Annotated in this window: 21 protein-coding genes; 8 read left to right on the top strand and 13 right to left on the bottom strand. The window is 66.9% G+C overall.

The window, feature by feature from the left end; all coding sequences use genetic code 11:
• The first annotated feature begins 4 nt into the window (after positions 1-4).
• From I1E95_RS13385 to I1E95_RS13360, 6 genes are all read left to right on the top strand, one after another.
• Positions 5-1,315 carry a glutamyl-tRNA reductase gene (locus I1E95_RS13385; RefSeq protein ID WP_197162996.1) on the top strand — a complete coding sequence of 437 codons (1,311 nt, stop codon included), beginning with the start codon at positions 5-7 and terminating at the stop codon, positions 1,313-1,315.
• 121 nt (positions 1,316-1,436) lie between these two features.
• Positions 1,437-2,732, top strand: a complete 1,296-nt coding sequence (locus I1E95_RS13380; protein ID WP_197162994.1) for a glucose-1-phosphate adenylyltransferase — start codon at positions 1,437-1,439, stop codon at positions 2,730-2,732.
• A 112-nt stretch (positions 2,733-2,844) separates the two neighbouring features.
• Entirely contained in the window at positions 2,845-4,260 is a 1,416-nt protein-coding gene (gene gndA, locus I1E95_RS13375) for an NADP-dependent phosphogluconate dehydrogenase (protein ID WP_197162992.1), read from the top strand.
• A complete protein-coding gene (pgl, locus tag I1E95_RS13370; RefSeq protein ID WP_197162990.1) occupies positions 4,260-4,991 on the top strand; it encodes a 6-phosphogluconolactonase in 732 nt (243 codons plus the stop codon). Before gndA ends, pgl begins: the two co-directional genes overlap by 1 nt.
• Positions 4,992-5,005: 14 nt before the next feature.
• On the top strand, positions 5,006-5,560 hold the full coding sequence (locus I1E95_RS13365) for a CIA30 family protein (RefSeq protein ID WP_197162989.1): 555 nt from the start codon (positions 5,006-5,008) through the stop codon (positions 5,558-5,560).
• A gap of 1 nt (position 5,561) precedes the next feature.
• Positions 5,562-5,996: a hypothetical protein gene (locus tag I1E95_RS13360; protein WP_197162987.1), complete on the top strand. Its 435-nt coding sequence runs from the start codon at positions 5,562-5,564 to the stop codon at positions 5,994-5,996.
• Here I1E95_RS13360 and ilvD read toward each other — a convergent pair.
• From ilvD to I1E95_RS13320, 8 genes are read right to left on the bottom strand one after another with little or no spacing between them, the layout of a single operon-like run.
• Positions 5,980-7,650: a dihydroxy-acid dehydratase gene (gene ilvD / locus I1E95_RS13355; RefSeq protein WP_197162985.1), complete on the bottom strand. Its 1,671-nt coding sequence runs from the start codon at positions 7,648-7,650 to the stop codon at positions 5,980-5,982. The genes I1E95_RS13360 and ilvD overlap by 17 nt on opposite strands.
• 50 nt (positions 7,651-7,700) lie before the next feature.
• On the bottom strand, positions 7,701-7,994 hold the full coding sequence (locus I1E95_RS13350; protein WP_197162984.1) for a hypothetical protein: 294 nt from the start codon (positions 7,992-7,994) through the stop codon (positions 7,701-7,703).
• 35 nt (positions 7,995-8,029) lie between these two features.
• The gene (locus I1E95_RS13345) at positions 8,030-9,532 is read right to left on the bottom strand and encodes a GMC oxidoreductase (protein ID WP_197162982.1); all 1,503 of its coding nucleotides are present in this window, start codon (positions 9,530-9,532) and stop codon (positions 8,030-8,032) included.
• Positions 9,529-10,128, bottom strand: a complete 600-nt coding sequence (locus I1E95_RS13340) for a heme-copper oxidase subunit III (protein WP_197162980.1) — start codon at positions 10,126-10,128, stop codon at positions 9,529-9,531. The genes I1E95_RS13345 and I1E95_RS13340 overlap by 4 nt, the downstream gene beginning before the upstream one ends.
• A 3-nt stretch (positions 10,129-10,131) precedes the next feature.
• The gene (locus I1E95_RS13335) at positions 10,132-11,823 is read right to left on the bottom strand and encodes a cbb3-type cytochrome c oxidase subunit I (protein ID WP_197162978.1); all 1,692 of its coding nucleotides are present in this window, start codon (positions 11,821-11,823) and stop codon (positions 10,132-10,134) included.
• A 4-nt stretch (positions 11,824-11,827) separates the two neighbouring features.
• Entirely contained in the window at positions 11,828-12,757 is a 930-nt protein-coding gene (locus tag I1E95_RS13330) for a cytochrome c oxidase subunit II (protein ID WP_197162976.1), read from the bottom strand.
• Positions 12,754-13,329 carry a DUF2231 domain-containing protein gene (locus I1E95_RS13325; RefSeq protein WP_197162974.1) on the bottom strand — a complete coding sequence of 192 codons (576 nt, stop codon included), beginning with the start codon at positions 13,327-13,329 and terminating at the stop codon, positions 12,754-12,756. The genes I1E95_RS13330 and I1E95_RS13325 overlap by 4 nt, the downstream gene beginning before the upstream one ends.
• Positions 13,329-13,826 carry a DUF2231 domain-containing protein gene (locus tag I1E95_RS13320; protein ID WP_197162972.1) on the bottom strand — a complete coding sequence of 166 codons (498 nt, stop codon included), beginning with the start codon at positions 13,824-13,826 and terminating at the stop codon, positions 13,329-13,331. The genes I1E95_RS13325 and I1E95_RS13320 overlap by 1 nt, the downstream gene beginning before the upstream one ends.
• A gap of 125 nt (positions 13,827-13,951) precedes the next feature.
• On the opposite strand from I1E95_RS13320, the gene I1E95_RS13315 reads away from it, so the two are divergent.
• The gene (locus I1E95_RS13315) at positions 13,952-14,467 is read left to right on the top strand and encodes an HdeD family acid-resistance protein (RefSeq protein WP_197162970.1); all 516 of its coding nucleotides are present in this window, start codon (positions 13,952-13,954) and stop codon (positions 14,465-14,467) included.
• A gap of 186 nt (positions 14,468-14,653) precedes the next feature.
• Here the strand turns inward: I1E95_RS13315 and ggt are convergent, their stop codons facing one another.
• From ggt to I1E95_RS13295, 4 genes are all read right to left on the bottom strand, one after another.
• Positions 14,654-16,444, bottom strand: coding sequence for a gamma-glutamyltransferase (gene ggt, locus I1E95_RS13310; RefSeq protein ID WP_197162968.1), 1,791 nt, complete (start codon positions 16,442-16,444; stop codon positions 14,654-14,656).
• The gene (locus tag I1E95_RS13305) at positions 16,431-20,054 is read right to left on the bottom strand and encodes a hydantoinase B/oxoprolinase family protein (RefSeq protein ID WP_231594640.1); all 3,624 of its coding nucleotides are present in this window, start codon (positions 20,052-20,054) and stop codon (positions 16,431-16,433) included. Before I1E95_RS13305 ends, ggt begins: the two co-directional genes overlap by 14 nt.
• A 672-nt stretch (positions 20,055-20,726) precedes the next feature.
• Positions 20,727-21,761 (bottom strand): IS5 family transposase, encoded by a 1,035-nt coding sequence (locus I1E95_RS13300; protein WP_197161875.1) that lies wholly within the window; start codon positions 21,759-21,761, stop codon positions 20,727-20,729.
• 276 nt (positions 21,762-22,037) lie between these two features.
• On the bottom strand, positions 22,038-22,529 hold the full coding sequence (locus tag I1E95_RS13295) for a YajQ family cyclic di-GMP-binding protein (RefSeq protein WP_197162966.1): 492 nt from the start codon (positions 22,527-22,529) through the stop codon (positions 22,038-22,040).
• A 63-nt stretch (positions 22,530-22,592) separates the two neighbouring features.
• Between I1E95_RS13295 and I1E95_RS13290 the strand changes: the two genes are divergently transcribed.
• Positions 22,593-23,024: an MAPEG family protein gene (locus I1E95_RS13290; RefSeq protein WP_197162965.1), complete on the top strand. Its 432-nt coding sequence runs from the start codon at positions 22,593-22,595 to the stop codon at positions 23,022-23,024.
• Here I1E95_RS13290 and I1E95_RS13285 read toward each other — a convergent pair.
• Positions 23,021-23,929 carry an SPFH domain-containing protein gene (locus I1E95_RS13285; protein WP_197162963.1) on the bottom strand — a complete coding sequence of 303 codons (909 nt, stop codon included), beginning with the start codon at positions 23,927-23,929 and terminating at the stop codon, positions 23,021-23,023. The two genes, I1E95_RS13290 and I1E95_RS13285, sit on opposite strands and share 4 nt — an antisense overlap.
• Between the last annotated feature and the right edge of the window lie 91 nt (positions 23,930-24,020).

The raw sequence follows: 24,020 nt of genomic DNA, 5'->3' as shown, positions 1-24,020 counted from the left end.
TCCCATGCACATCGCCGTCGTCGGCCTCAGCCACCGCACGGCTCCGGTCGAGATCCGGGAGCGACTGAGCATCCCCGAGCAGACCATGGAGGAATCCCTCCAGAATCTGCGCGGGGACTCCCAGGTGCTCGAGGCTTCCATCCTCAGCACCTGCAACCGGCTCGAGATCTACACCCTGCTGCGCAGCCCCGAACAGGGGATCCATGCCGTGGGTGCCTTCCTGAGCCAGCACTCCGGGCTCGACTTCGGGGAGCTCACGCCCCACCTGTTCACCTACCACCACGAGGAGGCGGTGGCGCACCTGTTGCGGGTGGCCGCCGGCCTCGACAGCCTCGTGCTGGGTGAGGGTCAGATCCTCTCCCAGGTGAAGAAGATGGTGCGCCTGGGCCAGGAACACGGCTCGATCGGACCGATTCTCAACCGCCTGCTCAACCAGGCGGTGAGCACCGGCAAACGGGTGCGCAGCGAAACCAACCTCGGCACCGGTGCTGTCTCGATCAGCTCCGCCGCCGTGGAGCTGGCCCAGCTCAAGGTGGGCCAGGCCAGGGGCCTCGATGAGCTCGTGCCACTGGATCAGGAACAGGTGGCGGTGGTGGGGGCCGGGCGCATGGCCCGTCTGCTGCTGCAGCACCTTCAGGCCAAGGGCTGCCGCGGCCTGGTGCTGCTCAATCGCACGCCGGAACGTGCCGAGGCCCTGGCTGCCGATTTCCCTGATTTCCCCGTCCAGTGCCGCCCGCTGAGCGACCTCGATCACTGCCTGAGCACCTGTTCCCTGGTCTTCACCAGCACCGCGGCGGACGAGCCGATCATCGACGCCGCCAGGCTCAGCGGCCTCAACCGTCGCTCCTCGCTGATGCTCATCGACATCGGTGTGCCGCGCAACATCAGCGCCGACGTGGAGCAGCTCGTCGGTGTTGACGCCTTCGACGTCGACGATCTCCAGGAGGTGGTGACCCGCAACCAGGAGGCCCGCCGGGACATCGCCGTGGAGGCCGAAGGGCTGCTGCAGGAGGAGGCCCGTCAGTTCCTGGAATGGTGGGACGGACTGGAGGCGGTGCCCACCCTCAACCGCCTGCGCCAGCAGCTGGAACAGATCCGCGAGCAGGAACTGCAGAAGGCCCTCAGCCGGATGGGTCCCGATCTCTCGGTGCGGGAGCGCAAGGTGGTGGAGGCCCTGAGCAAGGGCATCATCAACAAGATCCTGCACAGCCCGGTCACCAACCTTCGGGCACCCCAGCCCCGCCAGCAGCGCCACCAGGCGATGCAGGTGCTGCATCAGCTCTTTGCCCTCGACGGAGAGGACGAGGACAGCTGATGTCGCCGGAGCTACAGCGGCTCGCCACGTTTTTGTGTTCAGCCCTGGCGTACGGGCTTCTGGAGGCACCCGATCCGGTACGGTGCACCCACGCTGACGGCAGCAGTCTCGGAGGGCAGTGATGAAGCGGGTTCTGGCGATCATTCTCGGCGGAGGCGCCGGCACCCGGCTCTACCCCCTCACCAAGATGCGGGCCAAGCCGGCTGTACCGCTGGCCGGCAAGTATCGCCTGATCGATATCCCCATCAGCAACTGCATCAACTCGGGGATCAACAAGATCTACGTGCTCACGCAGTTCAACAGTGCCTCCCTGAACCGGCACCTCACGCAGAGTTACAACCTCTCCGCCGGCTTCGGGCAAGGGTTCGTCGAAGTGCTGGCCGCCCAGCAGACCCCCGACAGCCCCACCTGGTTCGAAGGCACCGCCGATGCCGTGCGCAAATACCAGTGGCTGTTCCAGGAATGGGACGTGGATCAATACCTGATCCTCTCCGGCGATCAGCTGTACCGGATGGATTACAGCCGTTTCGTGGATCACCACATCCAGTCCGGCGCCGACCTCACGGTGGGAGCCCTGCCGGTGGATGCCGCGCAGGCCGAAGGGTTCGGGCTGATGCGCACAGACGTCGACGGGCGCATCCGTGAATTCTCCGAGAAACCCAAGGGCGCCGCCCTTGAGGCGATGAAAGTGGACACCGCCCGTCTGGGACTGGCGGATGCCGAGGCCGCCCGCCGCCCCTACCTGGCCTCCATGGGCATCTACGTCTTCAGCCGCGACACGCTCTTCGATCTGCTGGCGCAGAATCCCGGCTCCACCGATTTCGGCAAGGAGATCATTCCCACCGCCCTGGGCCAGGGTGACAATCTCAGGGCCTACCTCTTCGACGATTACTGGGAGGACATCGGCACGATCGGGGCCTTCTATGAGGCCAACCTGGCCCTGACCGACCAACCGAAACCGGCCTTCTCCTTCTACGACGAGAAGTTCCCGATCTACACCAGGCCTCGCTACCTGCCGCCCAGCAAACTACTGGATGCCCAGGTCACCCAGTCGATCATCGGCGAGGGATCGCTTCTCCAGAACTGCAGCATTCACCATTGCGTGCTCGGAGTGCGCTCCCGCATCGAAGGGGAGGTCGTCCTGCAGGACACCCTGGTGATGGGGGCCGACTTCTTCGAATCCAGTGAGGAGCGGGCCGTGCTGCGCGAACGGGGCGGCATCCCGGTGGGCGTGGGCCGCGGCACCACCGTGCGTCGGGCAATCCTCGACAAGAATGTCCGCATCGGGCGCAACGTCACGATCGTCAACAAGGACGGGATCGAGGAGGCCGATCGCCCCGAGCTGGGCTACTACATCCGCAACGGCATCGTGGTGGTGGAGAAGAACGCCAGCATCGCCGACGGCACCGTGATCTGAACCGCCGGCTCACCCGCCGATCTGAGCGCTTGCTGACACAGAGCCCGGGTCAACGGCGTTCCGGCAGGCTCAAGGCCACACTGAGGCCGCACGGCCTGCACGCCAACTTCTCATGAGCAAAGCACACTTCGGCCTGATCGGCCTCGGAGTGATGGGCGAGAACCTGGTCCTGAACGCTGAACGCAACGGGTACTCCAGCGTCGTCTTCAACCGCACCTACGCCAAGACCGAAGACTTTCTGAATGGCCGGGCCGCCGGACTGAACATCATCGGGGCCCACACCCTCGAGGAGTTCGTCGGGGCTCTGGAACGCCCCCGCCGCATCCTGATGATGATCAAGGCGGGCGAACCGATCGACGCCATGATCGCCCAGATCTCCCCTCTGCTGGAGGACGGCGATCTGCTGATCGACGGCGGCAATTCCCTTTACACCGACACGGAACGGCGTGTGAAGGAGCTGGAAAGCCAGAGCTTCGGCTACATCGGCATGGGGGTCTCCGGCGGCGCCAAGGGGGCCCTGGAGGGGCCGAGCATGATGCCCGGAGGCACCAAGGCCGCCTACGACGCGATCGAGGGGCTGGTGCGCAAGATGGCCGCCCAGGTCGAGGACGGGCCCTGCGTCACCTACATCGGCCCCGGCGGTGCCGGCCATTTCGTCAAGACCGTCCATAACGGGATCGAGTACGGGATCGAGCAGATCCTGGTGGAGGCCTACGACCTGATGAAGCGCAGCGCCGGCATGGATGGCCTGGCGATGGCCGACGTGTTCGACGGCTGGAACCAGCTGGAGGAGCTCTCCTCCTACCTGGTGGAGATCACCGAGGTCTGCCTGCGCACCCGCGATCCCGAGGATGGCGGCGATCTGGTGGAGAAGATCCTCGATGTGGCCGGCCAGAAGGGAACCGGCCTGTGGACGGTGGTGAGCGCCCTGGAGATGGGGGTGCCCGTGCCCACCATCTACGCGGCCCTCAACGGCCGGGTGATGAGCTCCCTGCATGCCGAGCGCCAGGCGGCCGCCGCTGTGATTCCCGGCCCGGAGGCGGTGGCCGTGGCGCTGGGCGATCCGGCCGAGGGCATGCCGGCCCTGCGCGATGCCATCACGCTGGCCTGCATCGCCAGCTACGCCCAGGGCATGGCCCTGATGGTGGAGGCCTCCGGCCTGCACGACTACAACCTCAACCTCTCGGCGATCGCCCAGATCTGGAAGGGGGGCTGCATCATTCGCGCCAGGCTGCTGCAGCGGATCCAGAACGCCTACGACGCCAACCCGGATCTGGCCAATCTGATGATGGATCCCTGGTTCGCCGACCAGGTGAACGCGCGGCTGCCGGGCCTGCGACAGGTGGTGGCGGGTGCGGCCCTGGCGGGCATTCCCGTGCCCTGCCTGAGCAGCACCCTCGATTACATCGACAGCTACCGCACGGCGCGGCTGCCCCAGAACCTGCTCCAGGCCATGCGCGACTGCTTCGGCGCCCACACCTACCAACGGGTGGACCGCGAAGGCAGCTTCCACACCGAGTGGCTCTGATGCGCAGCCAACCACCGGCCAGATACCGGATCGAAGTGGCCGCCGATGCTGAGGAGCTGGCCCGGCGCACCGCCGAGACCATCGCCGCCTGCATCGATCTGGCCCTGGCCCAGCGGGACCGGGCCCAGATCGCCCTGGCGGGTGGCGGCACCCCCGCCGCCGCCTACCGGCTGCTGGGACGGGAGCGGCTGCCCTGGCAGCGGGTGGATGTGCTGCTGGGGGATGAACGCTGGGTGGCGGCCGACGACCCCTCCAGCAACGCCCTGATGCTGCATCAGACCCTGCTGGCGGAAGCCCCGGGCTCCGAGGCGCGCTTCCAGCCGGTGCCCACCGATCTGGAGACCCCGGAAGCCAGCGCCGTGGCCTATGCCGCCACGGTGGCCAGGCTCTGCCCGGGGAACCCACCGATCTTCGATCTGGTGCTGCTGGGTCTGGGGGATGACGGCCACACGGCCTCCCTGTTTCCCGGCACCCCAGCCACCACGGTGATCGACCGGGAGGCCACGGTGAGCGAGGGCAAGGGGCTTCCCCGGGTCACCCTCACCGCACCGGTGCTGAGCGCCGCGCGCCAGGTGCTCTTCCTGGTGAGTGGGGCAGGCAAACAGCAGGCGCTGCGGCGTCTGCTCGATCCCGAGGAATCACCCGAGCGCACGCCGGCCCGCCTGGTGAGTCCACGCCAGCCTGTGTTGATCCTCGCCGATGCCGCCGCTGCGGCAGGCTTGGAGGAGTGATCGAGCTGGCCCTGATGGTGGCACCCCTACTGGTGGTGAGCGGTGATGGCTTCAGCGGCTGGCTGGCGCTCAACGACACCATCATGGGCGGACGCAGCAGCGGCGTCTGCCGCAGCGGGCCATCGGGGCTGGTGCTGGAGGCGGAGGTGATCGAAACCGGGGGCGGCTTCGTGAGCTGCCGCTCCCCGCTGTTCTCACCGCCCCTGGATCTGAGCGGCTACCGGGCGCTCCAGCTCGATCTGCGCGGCGACGGGCGGCGCTACAAGCTGGCGGTGGCCTGCGCCGATGGGGTGGCAGGCCTCACCGAGCTGATCCCGGGGGGGCTGCGCTGGGTCAGCGAGTTCGCCACCAACCCCGAGGGCCTCACCACGGTGGAGATCCCCTTCGAGCAACTGAAAGCCTCGGTGCGGGCCCAGCCGATGACCCTGCCGCTGCTGCGCTTCGATCCCAGCCGGATCACCCGGCTGCAGATCCTGCACTCGAAATTCGGCGACGATGGCCGGCCCAACCCCGGCTTCCGCGCCGGTGCCCTGCGCCTGGGCGTGGAGGCGATCCGGGCCGTTCCCTGAGGTGGAGAGCCTGAGCGAAGCCGTTGATGGGCCCGGCCCCAACGATCTGCTCAGGCGGGTGGCGGCTGCAGCTGATCTCTGCTTGAAACCCCACCGCCACGCGGTGGTGATCAGCTCCGGAGGACCTGAGCTGATCTCGCCGGGCGCTGAAGCCGAGTCGGGCGAGGAGGAGTGCACCCTGCGGCTGCTTTGCCGCCGGGCGGATGGTGAGCGGGCGGAGCGCGACGACATCGAGCTGGAGATCTACCGCAGCGGAGAGGATCTGCACCTGATGCTGAGCTGGCCTGAGCAAACGGATCAGCCCATGCTCTGGCACGGCCACCACCCGGTCTGGATGGATGGTGACAGTGGCCAGCGCTGCGAGCGGCCTGCCGACGGTGCGGCGCTGGAAGCCCTGGCCCGGCGGCTGCGGGCTCTGCTCAGCCCTGATCGGTGACCGCTCCCAGGCTGCTGCTGCTCACCAGACGGGCGTACTTGCCCAGCACACCCGTGCGATAGCGGGGCTCGGGTGCCGCCCAGGCCTCGCGACGCCGTTCCAGCTCGGCCGGTTCCACGTTGAGCTGAATCAGCAGCTGGTGTGCGTCGACGGTGATGCTGTCCCCCTCCTGCACGAGGGCAATGGTGCCGCCCACGGCGGCTTCGGGGGCCACGTGGCCCACCACCAGGCCGTAGGAACCCCCGCTGAAGCGGCCGTCGGTGATCAGCGCCACCGACTCTCCCAGGCCCTGCCCCACGATCGCCGCGGTGGGGGAGAGCATCTCGCGCATCCCGGGTCCGCCCACGGGACCCTCGTAGCGGACCACCACCACATCGCCGGCGCGAACCCCACCCGCGAGGATGGCTTCCAGGGCGCTCTCCTCGCTCTCGAACACCCGGGCCGGCCCCGTGATCACCGGGGTCTTGACGCCACTGATCTTGGCGACGGCCCCTTCCTCGGCCAGGTTGCCCTTGAGGATCGCCAGGTGTCCCTTGGCATAGAGCGGATTGGAGAGGGGCCGGATCACCTCCTGATCGGCAGGAGGCTCGCTGGGCACCTCGGCGAGCACCTCCCTGAGCGTGAGGCCCTCGATGGTGCGGCAGTCACCGTGGAGCAGGCCGGCGTCGAGCAGCAGTTTCATCACCTGGGGGATCCCTCCGGCCCGGTGCAGATCCACCGTCACGTAGCGACCGCTGGGCTTGAGATCGCAGATCACCGGCACCCGCTGCCGGATGGTTTCGAAATCATCGATCGTGAGCGGCACCTCGGCAGTGCGGGCGATCGCCAGCAGGTGCAGCACCGAGTTGGTGGAGCCTCCCACCGCCATGATCACGCTGATGGCATTCTCGATCGCCTCGCGGGTGATCAGATCACGGGGGCGGATGTTCGCCTCGATGGCCCGCACCAGCACCTCGGCGGAGCGGGCAGCACTTTCGGCCTTCTCCGGATCCTCGGCCGCCATGGTGGAGCTGCCGGGCAGGCTCAGGCCCATGGCTTCGAAGGCCGAGCTCATCGTGTTGGCGGTGAACATGCCACCGCAGCTGCCGGCGCCGGGGCAGGCGTTCTTCTCGATCGCCAGCAGCTCCGCCTCATCGATGCGGCCGCCCGAGAACTGACCCACCGCCTCGAAGGCACTCACCACGGTGAGGTCGCAGGGGCCGAGTCGGCCGGGTTTGATCGTGCCGCCGTACACGAAGATCGCCGGGATGTTCATGCGCGCCATGGCGAGCATCGCCCCGGGCATGTTCTTGTCACAGCCGCCGATCGCCAGCAGGCCGTCCATGCTCTGGGCGTTGCAGGCGGTTTCGATCGAGTCGGCGATCACCTCCCGTGACACCAGGGAATACTTCATCCCTTCGGTGCCCATCGAGATGCCGTCGCTGACGGTGATGGTTCCGAACATCTGAGGCATGGCCCCCGCCAGACGGGCGGACTCCTCGGCGCAACGGGCCAGATCGTTCAGGCCGATGTTGCAGGGCGTGATCGTGCTGTAGCCGTTGGCGATGCCGATGATCGGCTTGTTGAAATCACCATCGCCGAAGCCCACGGCCCGCAACATGGCCCGGTTGGGAGAACGCTGAACGCCTGCGGTGATGGCGGCGGAACGGAGCATGAACCCTTCAGTGGCACCGCCAGCAACCTACCGAGGCGAGCTGCCGCGGCTCAGGATTCAGGGCTGAGGGTCTCCAGCTGCCGACGCACGTCTTCGATGGCCCGGTTCAGCTCATTGACCTTGTGCTGCAGTTCACGTTCCAGCAGGGGCCTGCGTTCGCCGTCGCCGACGTCGCGGGAGCCCCCCTGCAGGCGCGAGAGGGTGAGGCTGCGCCGCTGGCGCTGGGCCAGGCGGCGGCGCTCGGCTTCAGCCAGCAGCCACCAGGCCAGACCGGCGGCTCCGATGACCGCCCCGGCGACGGCACTGGCCAGGATGGGACTGACGGGGGATTCGCGTTCGGCCATGGGTCTCGATCCTCCAAACCCCTGATGGGGGAAGCCTAGAACCGCTCCGCCATCCGAAGGGCGTTCGCAATCACGGTGAGGCCGGGCGACACCATCGGGCAACTGGGAAAGACGCTGGCATCGGCGATGGTCAGGTTGGCCAGGCCATGGACGCGGCCGTCGCGATCGACCACCGAGTGGGCCGGATCGTCGCCCATGCGGCAGGTGCCGCAGGCATGACCGATCACCGCCAGGGGAGCCTCGCCGCGGGGGTAGAAGGGGGCCTGGCGCACCTGGGGAGTGAGCGGATCGGCGTCGACCGCCTTGAGCACGGAGAGCCAGCGGTAGACGAGGCGGTCGTGGGCTTCGAGGTTGTTGGCCCTGTACTGGATGCTCAGCCGCTCCCCGCGCAGCTCGATACGGTTCCCGGGATCGGGCAGCACCGGACTCATCGCCCACCAGCAGATCGAGCGCACCGCCAGCTGCTCCAGAGCCAGGTTGGGCAGGAGCCGGGTGATCAGCGAGAGCACCGGCGGTGACTCGGCGAACTGGGCGTCCTGCAGCACTCCGCCGCCGGTTTCGATGTGACCGAGCGGAAAGCTGACGTTCTGATCACCCCAGACATAGTCGTTGACCCCCAGGCTGCGGGGGAAGCGGCCGCTGTGGGGCTCGCGGGCCAGCTGCAGGATGGCGGTGAGCTGGGGTTTCATCAGGTGGCGGCCCACCTGGCTGGAGCCATTGGCCAGACCGTCGGGATGGAGTGTGCTGCGGGAGCGCAGCAGCAGCGCCGGGGTGTTGACCGCACCGGCGGCCAGCACCACCTGGTCGCCGCGGAACATCCAGCGCTGGCCGCCGATCTCGGCTTCCACCCCCTTCACCTCGCGGCCACTGGGATCCACGTGCAGCTGGATGACGCGGGCGTTGCTGATCAGGCGGGTGGTGCGATGGGCGAGGGCCGGCTGCACCCCGAACAGCTCCGCGTCGCCGCTGGGATCGTCGAGCTGCTCCGACCAGCTCAGCGGCAGGTCGTAGGGGTGGCTGCCCTGGCGCTGCAGACCCTGGCGCAGGGGCTCGAAGAGCGGATCCAGCGGCAGCGGGGCGTGGGGATAGGGGCTGCTGCGCGGGGGTTCCTGGGGGTCGACCCCGGCTCGGCCATGGACGCGGTAGAGCGCCTCGGCCCGTTCGTACCAGGGGGCCAGTTCGTCGTAGCTGAGGGGCCAGGCGGGGGCCACCCCCTCCTGCAGAGGCAGACCCTCGAACTCGCGCGGCCACATGCGCTCGAGCACCCCGCCCCAGATCTTGGTGTTTCCGCCCAGGGCATAGATGGTCTGGGGAGAGAAGGGATCGCCATCCGGGCCAAACCAATCGTCGCCGGGGTGATAGCGGTCCTTGCGGAACAGATCGACGCTGGCCACGTTCTGATCGGCCAGGTCCATGACTCCGCCCCGCTCCAGCAGCAGCACCGAGCGGCCCCTGGCCGCGAGGGCCCCGGCCAGGGTGCCGCCGGCGGCGCCGGAGCCGATCACGATCACCTCGTGGTGCTGGTCGTCGAGGATCATGACCAGGCGTAGAGAAGGAGAAAGAGCATCACCCAGATCACATCCACGAAGTGCCAGAACAGGGAAGTGGCGATCACCCCCTGCTCACCGGCGGCGTAGTTGGCCGGGCGGAAGGAGCGCTGCAGCATCAGGGCCATCAGCAGGATGCCGCTGAGCACGTGCAGGCCATGGAAGCCGGTGAGCAGGTAGAAGCAGCTGCCGAAACTGCCGCTGGTGATGCCGAACGCCAGTGAACGCCATTCGCTCGCCTGGCCGTAGAGAAACACCGCCCCCATGGCCATGCTCAGCAACCAGAAGGAACGGAACCCCCAGAGCTGTCCCCTGGAGAGGCAGCGCTCGGCCAGAGCCACCGTGCCGCTGCTGGAGACCAGCACCACCGTGTACAGAAGGGGGCTGCGCCACTCCAGACCCTCCACCCCGGGCGGCAGCCACTGCAGGGCTGAGAGCTTCAGCAACGCATAGCCGCTGAAGAACGCCAGAAAGATGACGCTCTCGGAGCAGAGAAAGATGATGAAGCCGGTAAGGCTGTGGTTGGCGTAAGCCACGTCATGACCCTGGGGGGTCGGGGCGTCATCGAGGGGAGGGCTGATGGTCATGGCTCAGGCCTGCAGAAGGGAGCGCTCGATCTCGGCCTGGTGTTCCACCAGTGGCCGGCCGGTGCCATAGCCGTAGGGGCCACTGATCACGGTGGGGACGTGCTCCTCGAAGTTCTCAGCCGGAGGAGGTGAAGGAAGCAGCCACTCCAGGCCGATGGCCGTCCAGGGATTGGCCGGAGACTTCGGCCCCCGCACCCAGGAGCTCACCAGGTTGAGCAGGAAGGGAATGATGGAAACCCCCAGCAGGAAGGCACCGAGGCTGGCGATCACGTTCCAGAAGGCGAACTCCGGGTCGTAGGAGGACACCCTGCGGGGCATGCCCATCAGACCGAGGGGATGCATCGGAAAGAAATTGAGGTTGGTGCCGATGAAGGTAAGCAGAAAATGGAGCTTTCCAAGACCCTCATAGTACATGTGGCCGGTGAACTTCGGGAACCAGTGATAGATTGCGGCGTAGACTCCCATGGTGGCCGCTCCATAAATCACGTAGTGGAAATGACCCACCACGAAATAGGTGTTGTTCACGTGGATATCCACAGGCACCGTAGCCAGCATGATGCCGGTGACGCCTGCGAAAACAAAATTGAACAGCCCGCCGAGGGCGAACAGCATCGCCGTATTCAGGCGTAACTTCCCGCCCCACAGAGTGGCCAGCCAGGCGAACACTTTGATGCCGGTGGGCACCGCGATCAGCATGGTGGTCACCATGAAGACATCGCGCATCCACTGGGGAACACCGCTGGGGAACATGTGGTGCACCCAGACGATCAGGCTGAGACCGACGATCACCAGGGAGGCCCCGGCCACGAAGGGATAGCCGAACAGGGGCTTGCGTGCATAGACCGGGAACAGTTCGGAGAACACACCGAACACCGGCAGGATGATCACATAGACGGCGGGGTGGGAATAGAACCAGAAGAAGTGCTGATAGAGCACCGGATCACCGCCTCCCTCAGGGCGGTAGAAGGAGGTGCCCACCACCAGATCGAACAGCAGCATCACCGCCCCACCAGTGAGGGCGGGCAGGCCGATCAGCTGAATCGTCTGTGCCGAGAGAGCCGTCCAGCAGAAGATCGGCATCCGGCCCAGGGACATGCCAGGGGCGCGCAGGCGCAGGATCGTGGTCACGACGTTGACCGCGCCCATGATCGAGGAGATGCCCGAGAGGGCCACGGCCAGAATCCAGAGGGCCTCTCCGTTGATCAGATGCCCGAGGGGGTTCTGCAGGCTCACCGGCGGATAGGACCACCAGCCGGAGGAGGCGGGGCCGCCGGGAACCAGGAAGCTGGCCATCAGGATCACCCCGAACACCGGCACCATCCAGAAGGCGGCGGCATTGAGCTTGGGGAAGGCCATGTCCGGGGCGCCGATCATGCACGGGATCAGCAGGTTGTTGAGCCCATTGAGCACCGGGAAGATGAACAGGAAGAGCATGATCGTCCCGTGCATCGTGTAGAGGCCGTTGTACACGGTCCGATCCACCAGATCCGCCTCCGGTGTGATCAGCTCACCGCGCATGATCATCGCCAGGAGACCGCCCACCAGCAGGAAGAACAGAGCAGTGGCGATGTACTGGATGCCGATCACCTTGGCATCGGTGTTGAAGCTGAAGAAGCGCTTCCAGTTGTCCGGGGCACCGGGCACCGGATGGGGTGCCCTGAGGATGCGCGAGTCGACGCCGGCGGTGGAGGTCATGGGATCAGCCGTCGTGGGGAAGGGTGTTGGAGCCGGGCACATTCACCAGAGGCGGCGGGGCCGGCTCGACGGTGGCGTAGCCGCTGGAGCGCTCGCCGCTGCGCTGCTGGGCGTATTCACGGGCGGCATCGCTGAGGCCGGGCTGGAGCGGCAGGCGGGAGGCACGACGCAGCCACTCCTGGTAGGCCTCTTCGCTCTCCACCACCACATCGGCCTGGTTGGCGGCGAACCAGGTGCCGCTGTACTCGGAGTCGCGCAGGCGGTAGCGGCCCTCGCGGGTGGGTGTGAGGAAGAGGGTGATCGAGCGGCCGGGGATCACCTGCTGCTTGAGACGAAAGGCCGGCACGTAGAAGCCGTGGATCACGTCCCTGCTCTCCAGCTGGAGGCCGAGGCGCCGTCCGAGCGGCAGGTGCAGCTCGGTGGAGGAGACCCCCGCCACCGGGTAGCGGAACTCCCACGACCACTGCCTGGCGATCACCTGCACCTCCCCGCCGGGAGGTGGTGCGGCACTGGCGGAGCTGGCCAGGGCAGGACCATGGTCATGGTCCATGGGGCCGATCAGACCGATCTCGCGGTTCACCTGGATCGTGTAGGCAGCGATCCCCATCACCAGCAGCAGCGGGATCACGGTCCAGATGATCTCGAGGGTGGTGTTGCCCTCGATCGGCTCCGCATCACTCATGTCGTACTTCTCGGCCCGGTTGAAGAGCACGACCCAGGCCATCACCGACACCACTCCCACGAACACGAAGGTGGCGACGGCCGTCTCGAAACCGAAGAGGCCATCCACCAGCGGGGCCGCCGAGGAGGCCTGCACCGGCAGCCAGCGGGGCACCTGAGCACCCATCCAGACACTCAGCAGGATGAGCAGCACCAGCCAGAGAGCCAGGCCGATCACACGGGTGAGGGGGAAACGTTGTGGGGTACTGGTCATGGCAGGGCCTCCCGCAGACTGGCGCCCTCGCCCAGAAGCTGGCTGGCGGTGACATGGACGCCGAACTCAACCCCCAGCTGGGCGCCGAGGGTGCCGTGCCAGGCCATCAGCGCGAACACCAGCAGTCCCACCAGCAGGTAACTCCACTGCACCTGGCGTCCCATCTCCCAGCGCCAGCGGTAGCGCTGGACTCCACGCCAGAGCGTCATCAGCACGATCGAGAACAGCAGGCCCACGCCCACAGCCCCATGCCAGAGCATGGTGGCGGTGCTGCCCATGCCGAAGCTGCTGGTGACACCGGGGAGCGGATCGGCCAGCTGCATCTCCACGAAACCCGCCGCCACGGTGAAGAAGCTGATCAGGCAACAGGCCAGCAGGTTGTACCAGCCCACGTCATGCAGTCCGGCCCGGGTCACCGGCAGGGCCAGGAAACGGAACAGTCGCTTCTCGAAAGGGAAGAGCGCTCCGGCGATGTCGAAGGCGATGGCAATGACGAACAGACCGATCGTGAGATGCACCAGGTTGGGGTGAATCGGCAGCCGGTAGGGCAGATCATTGGCTCCAAGCTCCATCACACCAGACCTGCGCGCATCGCCTCCACCACCTTGACGGTGTGCAGGCCGTAGACCCAGATCAACTGATTGCCGAGCAGCACCTGAACCACCACCAAGGCACTGAGCAGGCTGCCCGCCCCGAGAAAGGCCAGGGGCAGCTGCAGAGGATCCCGGCTGCGGATCACATAGCGCCAGGCGGTGAGCACCGAGAGCACTCCGGCCAGAACCCAGCCAAGGGTGCTGTGCAGGTTGAGGATGTCGCGCGAGGCGCCATAGGGATTGGCCAGACCCGCCTCCACCTGGCCGAAGATGATCGCGATGAAAATCGCCACCGTGGCGACGAGCAGATTCCAGAAGCTCACCTCGTACAAGGCGGGTTTTCCCGCCAGGCGACCGATCAGATCGAAGACGAAGGCAATCAGGGCCATCGCGATCACGAAGTGGACCACGATCGGGTGGATCGTGTCGATCCAAGGGAGGTTGCGGTCGTTGAGGGGAGGGAGAAGCTCGAGCATGGGCGCCTGCCCGTCCTGCCGCTGCCTCCACCATGCAGCTCAGGCAGAAACGGGTGTCGGCCCAGTCAGCGAATCCCGATCGGATCGGATCAGCTACCTACGCTGAGCGCAGTCGAGCCCGTGCCATGTCGATCCCCGCCTCCCGACCCCTGCGCTGGCTGGCGGCTGGGCTGGTGCTGGCGGCGGCAGGCCTGGCCCTGGCTTTGCCGTTCGTTTCGGCCACCCTGCTCACGGTCGCGATCGGGGGGGTGGCCATCGCCAGTGGCCTGTCCCAGCTGATCCGGCTCACCGCTGCGGGCGACCTGCGCAACCGCGTGTTCCGCGGCCTGAGTGGCCTGCTCTACCTGGCGGGGGGGCTCTGGATCCTGATCAATCCGGTGGTCAGCGAAGTCAGCCTGACGCTGTTCGCCGGCCTGCTGCTGGCGGTCGAAGGGCTGATGGAGCTGGCCTCTGCCGCGGCGTCAGACACCCCCGCCAGAGGACTGGTGCTTGCCGATGGACTCGTGACCGCGGGCCTGGGCGTCCTGCTGATCGCCGAATGGCCGAGCGACAGTCTCTGGGCCATCGGCACCCTGCTGGGCATCGCGCTGGGCTTCTCCGCGTTCAATCTGCTGATGACCCCGCTCAACTCCGGCGACTGACCAGCCAGACGGCCCCCATCAGGGCCGCCAGCACCAGACTGATCTCGATCAGACCGCCGCTCCACATCCATTCCTGGAAGGTGAAGGTGGCCAGCGGAGGCACGGAACCGGCAACGGGAGCGCCAACGACGCCGGCAACAGCAAGGACAGAGGACACAGACCGGCGGCTTCGGGAACGTCCCAGTTTCACTCCCCTGCCAGAGCCGCTTCGGAGCGGCGCTGATCGACCGCCCCCAGCGTTCCACCACCGGGCAGGGCCTCCAGCGAGTGGGCCGCCCCCATCGCCGGGGCCATCCGCCAGCGGTGACCCATCGACTCCAGCAGCCGGAGAGTGTCGGGGCTGAAGCCCTCCTCCACGGCCAGCTCATCGGGGCGGTGCTGACTGTGGATCCGGCTGGCAGCCACTGCGGAGGCGAGGTTCAGCCCATGCTCCAGGCGGTTGAGCAGCACCTGCAGCACCGTGGTGATGATGCGGCTGCCGCCCGGGCTGCCGGTGGCCAGCAGGGGGCCACCGCCGGGGGTGAGCACCAGGGTGGGCGCCATCGAGCTCAGCGGTTGCTTGCGCGGCGCGATCGCGTTGGCCGCTCCCTGCACCAGGCCGAAGGCATTGGCAGCCCCGGGGCGGGCCGTGAAATCATCCATCTCGTTGTTGAGCAGGAAGCCGGCTCCCGGCACGCTCACCCCGTTGCCGTAGGGAAAGTTGAGGGTGGTGGTGGTGGCCACCATCGAGCCGTCACGGTCGATCACCGAGAGGTGGGTGGTGTTCGGACTTTCAGGGGCGCGACCAGCGGCCGGCGGATCGAGCTCGCCCGCCGGACGGTGGCGCCGGCCCTGGATGGTGCGGCGCAGGTCATCGGCATAGCTCTGGCTCAGCAACCGCTCCAGGGGCATCGCCACGAAGCGGGGGTCGCCCAGCCAGCGGTTGCGGTCGCGGTAGGCCAGGTTCATCGCCTCCGCCATCGGATGCAGGCTGGCGGCGCTGTTGTGCCCCAGGCCAGCCAGATCGAAGCCCTCCAGGATGTTGAGGAGCTGGATCAGGGTGACCCCACCGGAACTGGGCGGGGGCATGGCGATCACGGGATGGCCCCGCCAATCACCCACCAGAGGGGGCTGAAGGCGGGCCCGGTAGGAACTGAGATCCTCCGCACTGACCAGACCTCCCCGGCGGCGCATCAGCGCCACCAGCTCCCGAGCCACAGGCCCGCCGTAAAAGCCCCTCTCCCCCTCGGCGGCGATGCGCCGCAGGGTGGCGCCCAGCTGAGGCTGGCGCAGCCGCTCGCCCGGGCGGTAAGGCTTCCCCTCCGGCCGGAAGAAGAGCCGAGCCGATTCGGGATCGGCCCGCAACAGGGGAGCCGAGGTCTCCAGGGAATCGGCCAGGGCCTTGCTCACCACCACCCCCTCCTCCGCCAGACGGATCGCGGGGGTGATCAGTCGCGCCAGGGGCAGGCGGCCGTAGTGGCGGTGAGCAAGCAGAAGCCCCGCCACCGTGCCGGGCACCCCGGTGCTGAGCAGGCTGCGGGTGGCCTTGAGGCGATCCACCGCACCGGAGGCATCGAGCAGCAGATCGGGACCGGCTGCCTGGGGAGCGCTCTCGCGGAAGTTGATCGTCACCGCCCGGCCCTTGCCCACCACCACCTCCTGAGGCTGCGCCGGCCGCCCCCGGCTGAGCCGCTCCGGCCGCCAGAGGACGAGGAAACCGCCGCCACCCAGATTCCCCGCCTGGGGATGGGTGACCGCCAGGGCGAAGGAGGTGGCCACCGCCGCGTCGACGGCATTACCCCCCGCCCGGAGCACGTCACGCCCCACCCGGGAGGCCTCCGCCTCCTGGCTGGCCACCATGCCCCCGGCCGACCAGATCGGCTGAAAGCGCTGGCTGGCCTCCTGGAGCACATCGGCCACCGCCACCAGCGGCAGCAGGGCCAGGCCGGCCGCCGTCAGCAGCCCCAGGGGACGGAGGCGGAGCTCAGAGACTGCCATACCCGCCACCTCCGGGGGTCTCGATCACCAGGGCATCACCAGCCTCCACCGCCAGTTGCACGGATCCGTCCAGCTCCAGTTCGCTGCCATCGGAGCGGATCAGCCGGTTTCGGCCCAGCGCCCCGGCCCCGCCGCCGCCGAGTCCGAAGGGGGGCACCTGGCGAGAGCTCGAGAGAATCGCGGCAGTCATCGGCTCCAGAAAGCGCAGGCGCCGCACCACCCCGTCGCCGCCCGGCCAGCGGCCGGCCCCACCACTGCCCCGGCGCAGGCTGAAGGAGTCCAGGCGCACGGGAAAGCGCTCCTCGAGGATTTCGGGATCGGTGAGGCGGGAGTTGGTCATGTGGCTCTGCACCGCCGAAGCGCCCGCAAAACCCAGGCCATCGAGACCGCGTCCGGCACCGCATCCACCGCAGATCGTCTCGTAGTACTGATGGCGCTCGTTCCCGAAGCTGAGGTTGTTCATGGTGCCCTGGGCCGCGGCCATCACCCCCAGGGCCGCGAACAGGGCATTGGCGATCGCCTGGGATGTTTCCACGTTGCCGGCGACCACGGCAGCATCAGGCCCCGGATGCAACAGGGACCCCGGAGGCACGATCAGCTCCAGTGGTCGGAAGCAGCCGGCATTGAGGGGCACGTCCTCCCCCACCAGGCAGCGGAACACGTAGAGCACCACCGCCCGGGTGATCGCCAGCGGGGCATTGCGGTTTCCCGGGTCCTGGGGGGAGGTGCCGCTGAAGTCGATCACGGCGCGGCGGCCCGGGCGATCGATGCGCACCGTCACGTTGATCACCAGGCCACCGTCGAGGGGCAGACGGACGTGACCCGGCTCGAGCCGATCGATCACCCGCCGAACCGCCTCGGCACCGTTGTCCTGCACATGGGCCATGAAGGCCCGCACCACCCCCGCTCCCTCCCGGTCGGCCAGCCCCACCAGCAGGCGGGCCCCGAGCTGGTTCGCGGCCACCTGAGCCTGCAGGTCGGCCAGCAGCTGATCCGGGTTGCGCACGGGCCAGCGCCCCGCCGCCAGCCGCCGCCGCCAGTCGGCCTCCAGCAGCGTGCCCCCGCGCAGCAGCGGCACGTTGTCGAGCAGGAGCCCCTCCTGCTCGAGCCGCCGGCTGAAGGGGGGCATCGATCCCGGTGTGATCCCGCCCACATCGGCGTGATGGCCACGGGACGCCACGAAGAACTCAGGGGCGGAGTCGCACCCCGGCAGGAACACCGGAGTGATCACCGTGAGATCAGGCAGGTGGGTCCCGCCATGGGCGGGGTGGTTCGAGACGATCGCATCACCCGGTCGCAGGGGGGGATGCTCCTGCCGCCGGACTGCGTCCAGCAGGTCGGCGACGCTGGCCCCCATCGAGCCCAGATGCACCGGAATGTGAGGCGCATTGGCCACGAGCTCCCCAGCGGCGTCAAAGACGGCGCAGGAGAAATCGAGGCGCTCGCGGATGTTCACCGAACGGGCGCTCTGCTGCAGCAGCACCCCCATCTGCTCGGCCACAGCCGAGAAGCGATGGTTGAACAGCTCGAGGCTGACCGGGTCGATCTCCCCCGCGCTGGACGGTTCGGCAGTTGCCGGCACAGCCGGCGCGGCGCGGGTCACCAGCAGGAGGCCATCGGCCTGCAGGGCTGCCGACCAACCGGGTGCGAGCACGAGGGTGCCGGTGGGCTCCACCACCAGCGCGGGGCCGACGAGCACCGCTCCCCTGCGCAGTGCCTCGCGCCTGTGCAGGGGAACAGGGTGCCATCGGCCGCCCCAGTAAAGGGGGATGAGGTGGTCCGCACCCTGCCCGGCCGTGGCCGGAAGACGGCTGGGCGACTCTGGCGCAGGAGGTGGAGCAGAGGCGTCCGGATCGGGTCCAGGGGCCACCAGCTCCACCAGCAACCACTCCACCACCAGCGCGGCGTCCTCCGGCGCGTGTCCGAAGCGCTGGCGATGGGCCTGCTCGAATCCGCTGCGCAGGCTCGGCACCTCGGACAGCGGAAGCGCCAGGGTCAGCTCACTGGCGGCGAGCCTCACCCCGACGCGGAACAAGGCCCGAAGCGCAGGTGCGTCGTCGGCGGGGAGCCCGCTCCAGGCACGGGAGCCGTCCTCGACCAGCTCGGCAGCCCGCCGCCGCAGCCGAGCCACCAACGCCTCGTCGAGTGGTTCGCGCACCACCTCCTCCCGCAGCAGCCTCTGGTCGGCCAGGCCGATGCCATAGGCCGAAAGCACCCCGGCCAGAGGATGGAGCAGCAGCCGGCGGATGCCCAGCCGATCGGCGAGAGCGCAGGCGTGCTGTCCTCCGGCCCCGCCGTAGCAGACCAGCGTGGCACCGCGAAGATCATGTCCACGCTCGATCGAGATCCGCCGGATCGCTTCGGCCATCCGATCGTTCGCGATCGCCACGGCGCCCTCCGCCAGCGATTCGGGTGTGTTGGAGCGACCCGTCGCCCGGCTGACGCGCTCGGCCAGTTCGCGGAACATCCGCCCAACCCGCTCCGGATCGGGTCCCTGATCCCCGGACGGACCGAAGACCGCCGGAAAGGCGGCCGGCTGCAGGCGGCCCAGCAGCAGGTTGGCGTCGGTGATCGTCAGCGGTCCGCCGCGGCGATAGCAGGCCGGCCCCGGATCCGCCCCGGCGGAGGCCGGCCCCACCTGCAGACGCTGCCCATCGAAATGGAGCACCGACCCACCTCCGGCGGCCACGGTGTGAATCGGCAGCATCTCCGCCTGCAGGGTGAGGCCGGCGATCTCGGTGTCCTCGCGGCGCTCCCAGACGCCCTCGGAGGCGTCGGGCCGTGCGTGAAAGACATCGGTGGAGGTGCCGCCCATGTCGAAACCGACAATCGGTGCGACTCCGCCGGCGAGCCTGACCGCGGCCACCATCCCGCCGGCCGGACCGGAGAGGATCGTGTCCTTGGCACGGAGCAGCTCCGGGGCGATCAGCCCCCCACTCGACTGCATCACGCGCAGGCGGCAGTGAGGACCGAGGTCGTCTCGCAACCGGTCGAGATAGGCCTCCAGCACCGGTGAGACGCAGGCCTCCACCACGGTGGTCTGGGCTCGTGACACCAGACGGGGCCGCAGGCCCACCCGATGGGAGAGCACCACGGGATCGAAACCGAAGGGCCGCAGCCAGTCGCCCAGCTGCTGTTCGTGGCGGGGGTGCCGTGTGCCATGGAGCAGGGCCACCGCGCAGCTGCTGAGGCCCTCGGCACGGGCCGTTCTCAGGGCGGTCTCCAGCTGGGCATCGAGCCGCAGAGGAAGAAGTTCGATGCCGTCGGCCGCCAGCCGCCCCTCCACCTCCAGCACACGCCGGTAGAGCGGGGCCGGACGCTGGATGTCCAGAGCGAAGATGTCGGGGCGATGCTGATCGCCGATCCAGAGGGCATCGGCGAAGCCCCGGGTGATCAGCAGCAGGGTGGGGGAGCCGCGATCCTCCAGCAGGGCGTTGGTGGCCACGGTGGTGCCGAGACGGACCTCGCTGACGGCCCCCGGCGGCAGGGGCTCGCCCGGGGAGACACCCAGCAACTCACGGATGGCGGCCACGGCCGGATCGCCCAGCAGCCCCTGCTGCTCCGAGAGCACCTTGCGCACCACCAGTTCACCAACGGGGCTACGCCCCACAAGGTCGGTGAACGTGCCGCCTCGGTCGATCCAGAAATGCCAGCCGGAGGACGGACGGGCGGACTTCCGGTTGCCGGGTTCTGCGACAGCTGGCCTATCGCGCTCCAGAGGACCTTCTGCCCAACGCAAGCCCGACGCTATTCGATCGATATGCAGAAGGAACCGCGAGCGGCGACGCGGAACACAACGCGACCCCCGCGCAGGCAGGGGACATGGGATGGAGAGGATCCAGCACAGGCTGAGACCCAGCAGGAATCAACGTGTCTCAGACAGCGATCTAACTGTTCTCTCTTTTGTACTGACCATAATTCGTTCCTTCATAACGAACGGAGGGATTGCCGAGACCACCACCTCCGTTCTTTGTGGCCTGGCCATAGTTCGTACCGCCAGATCTTGGCAGTTAGACTTCCGACGGGTTGTTAGTCAAGTTCGGGTTTCCGCCAGTGATGCTTTCCTCATCAGAAAAGGAAATCAGTTCGAAGAATTTCATGGCTGTTCATCCGATAAGGCGAAGGTGCCAAGAAGCTAGGTCCACTGAAGGGCACCTCGAATAATCAGCACAAATAGGAAATCTTGCGGACATAAAAATGCCGCCATGGAGGCGGCTACGCAAGAAAGCATTATATCAACTATTGACGAGTTTCACTGAACCGTATCACTTCTATGAGTGACTCATGCAACCACTACTACGTGGGCAGAGCGCTGGAGATAGCGCAGTAAATTAAATGTTAGGTTCTTGAGACCCCACCAAGCCTCGTTCCTTTCTAGCCCAATCTTTCTTGTCAGCTTTCCACCCATGGACATGGTCATGCAGCCAAAGACATGCTCGACACAAGCTCTGATCGACGACTTAAGACGATTTAATTCCTTGGCTGCGTCGCTAAGCGGATGATTGCGAGCGCCTTTTTCGTGGATCAGGCTTTCGAAGCCACCGAGACTCAGAAGAGCATCAAAGCATTCGCCGGAATATGCTGAGTCTGCCCAGACATAGTCATGCTCGTTTTCTGGATCAAGCAGAAGTGGAAGCATCTGGCTGTCGTGGATATTGGCAGGAGTGACAGCATATCGGCGTATGAATCCATGGTCGACATCGATGCAAATACTGTTCTTGTAACCGTAGTAACTGAGGCCGTTCTTTTGTGTCCAGCGAGCGTCTAAATCCTTTTGCTGCAAGCGGTCTAGGTTTTCATCCCAGCCCTCTGGCAGCCTTCCGGCTTTGATTTCCTTGTTCTCCTCGCGGGTATTGCGTTGCTTGGGAACAGGGACGAGAGTCGCGTCAATGATCTGACCACCCCGGGCTTGGAGACCCTGAGAGCGCAGGTATTCCTCAAACATCTCAAAGAGTTCCTCGATAACTCCCGCCTTGCGCAGTCGCTCTCTGAAGAAGGCGACTGTGGTGGCATCTGGTATGTCATTCATCACCCCAAGACCAACAAACCCCTCGAAGGAGCGACGGTCATTTACTTGGAATTCGATCTCTTCATCACTTAAATTAAATAGCTGCTGGAGCACCAGCATCTTGAAAAGAATCAGTGGGTCGATTCTCTTGCGTCCAGCATTGCTTTTGCGCTCCTGGCTATAGCCCTTGTCAAGCAAAGGGCGGAAAGATTCCCAGGGAATCGATTCTGCGAGACGGATCAGAACCGGCTTCTTCTCTTGGAGCTTTGCAACTCTTTGTTGTTCGTCCCAGAAACCTCGCTGGCCCATAGAAAGTATGTAATCGGTATGGCCTAGTATAATCTAAATCCGGACGTTATCAAGCGGTCTTACGATTTTTCGAGGTGCCCTGAAGTGAGGCCTGATCACATCAATCCCATCTCAAGAATGACGCTCTGATCTGGCATCACCTGATCAGCAGAACCCAACCGTCTGACAACTCAAGCGTAGCTTCCGCCGATCCGCTGGCCGCCCATGCCCTGACCCCGAAAACACTCTTCACCGCGGCTCCACAGAACCAGGACAAGTAGAGAATGGGAATCATCATCAGCGGTAGTTCTCGAACTGAATCGGCACGTCCAGGTCTTCGGCCCGCAGCAGCTGGATCACCTGCTGGAGATCGTCCTTGTTCTTGCCGGTGACGCGCAGGCTCTCCCCCTGGATCGCCACGGTGACCTTCTTCACCTGGTCGCGCACGGTCTTGCTGAGCTTCTTGGCCAGCTCCTGGCTCAGCCCCTTGCGCAGCTTCACCACCTGCTGAATGCGGTTGCCACCCACGGGCTCGGCGGTCTGGAAATCAAAGATCTTCAGGGAGAGCTCCCGCTTGGTGGCCTTCTGGCGCAGCACATCAGCCACCGCCTCCAGGGTCATGTCGCTGGCGGTGGTGATGGTGATGCTCTCGTCATCCAGCTCGATCTCGGTCTTCGAGTCCTTGAGGTCGTAGCGCTGACCCACCTCGCGCCGGACCTGGTCCAGGGCATTCACCAGCTCCTGACGGTCGAAATCGGAGACCACATCGAAGGAGTAGGTATCGGCCATGGGCGGCGCCGGGCGGTGGAGGTTCAGCGAATCCTAGAAAAGGGGTTCCGCGCCCCCTCGACGATGCCCTCTGTCCTGACCGCCGCGGCCCCTGCCCTGGCCTGGTCCCTGCTGCTGTCGGGCGCCGTGGTGATCCTCAGCCTGGTGCCCCTGGGCGCCGGGCGAGCCAGCGCCGACTTCACCCCGGCCGATCTCGCCGCGCCCCGGGCGATGTTCGACCGGCTGCCGGCCTGGGGCCAGCGGGCCAGCTGGGCGCATCAGAACAGCTTCGAAGCCTTCACCCTGCACGCCCCCGCCTGTCTGCTCTGCCTGCAGGCCGGGGCCGCCGGCTCCGTGGCGCTGGTGGCAGCCTGGCTGCAGCCGGCCCTGCGGCTGCTCTACATCGCGGCCTATGTGGCCGACCAGCCCCTGCTGCGCAGCCTCTGCTGGGCCGGGGCCCTGCTCTGCACGGCCGCTCTCTACGTGGAAGGCCTCCGGGCCGTGCTGGCGGGTTAACCCTTCTGCAGCCCCCGCAGGGCCGCCAGCAGGGCCGCCGGGCTCTGGGGATCCACCATCAGCACGCTGCCGCCGGGGGCCTTGCCCAGCTCCTCGCCCATGGCCATCCAGTCCTGGGCGAGCAGGAGGCGCAGGGCCTCCGAACCCGACGGGCTGGAATCGATCAGTCGGGCCAGTTCAGCTGCCGCCCGGCCCCGAGCCACGGCCAGCATCTCCTGCTGCTTGGCCTGGGCTTCAGCATCGAGCAGCAGCGCCTCCTGCTGGGCCTTGGCATCAAGCACCAGGGCCTCGGCACGGCCCTTGGCCGCATTCACCTCCGATTCCCGCTGCCCTTCCGAGCGCAGCACCGCCGCCCGCTTCTCCCGCTCGGCCGTCATCTGCTGCTCCATCGCCTGCTGGACGCCTTGGGAGGGCATGATGTCGCGCAACTCGACGCGGGTCACCTTCACGCCCCAGGGATCGGTGGCCTGGTCGAGCTCCCGCAGCAGCATCTCATTGACGTCCTGGCGGGTGGTGAAGGTCTGGTCGAGATCGAGCTTGCCCATCTCGGCGCGGATCTGGGTGAGCACCAGATTCACCATCGCCGCCTGCAGGTCATCCACGGAGTAATGGGCCTTGGCGTGCTCCAGCAGCTGCCAGTACACCACCGCGTCCACGGTGATCGAGACGTTGTCGCGGGTGATGCACTGCTGGGGGGGGATGTCGAGCACCCTCTCCTTCATCGACTGGTTGCTGACCACCCGCTCCAGGCCCGGGAGCACGAAGGAGAGTCCCGGCTGCAGCTCGCGGTCGTAGCGGCCCAGCCGCTCGACAAGCAGGGAGCGGCCACCGCTGGTGACCTTCACCCCGCTGGCGCCGAGCACGGCCAGCAGCACCAGGGCAGGGATGGAGAACAGACCTTCCATGACAGGAAGCGCCGCAGAGCGCAGGAGGGGGGACAGCGGCCCAGGCAGAGCCGGGCTCACCCTAGGAAGGCCTCCGCCGCAGACTGGAGGC

The sequence above is a fragment of the Synechococcus sp. CBW1107 genome (assembly GCF_015841355.1).
Lineage (GTDB): Bacteria > Cyanobacteriota > Cyanobacteriia > PCC-6307 > Cyanobiaceae > Regnicoccus_A.
This window is presented reverse-complemented; position numbering and strand designations above follow the sequence as displayed.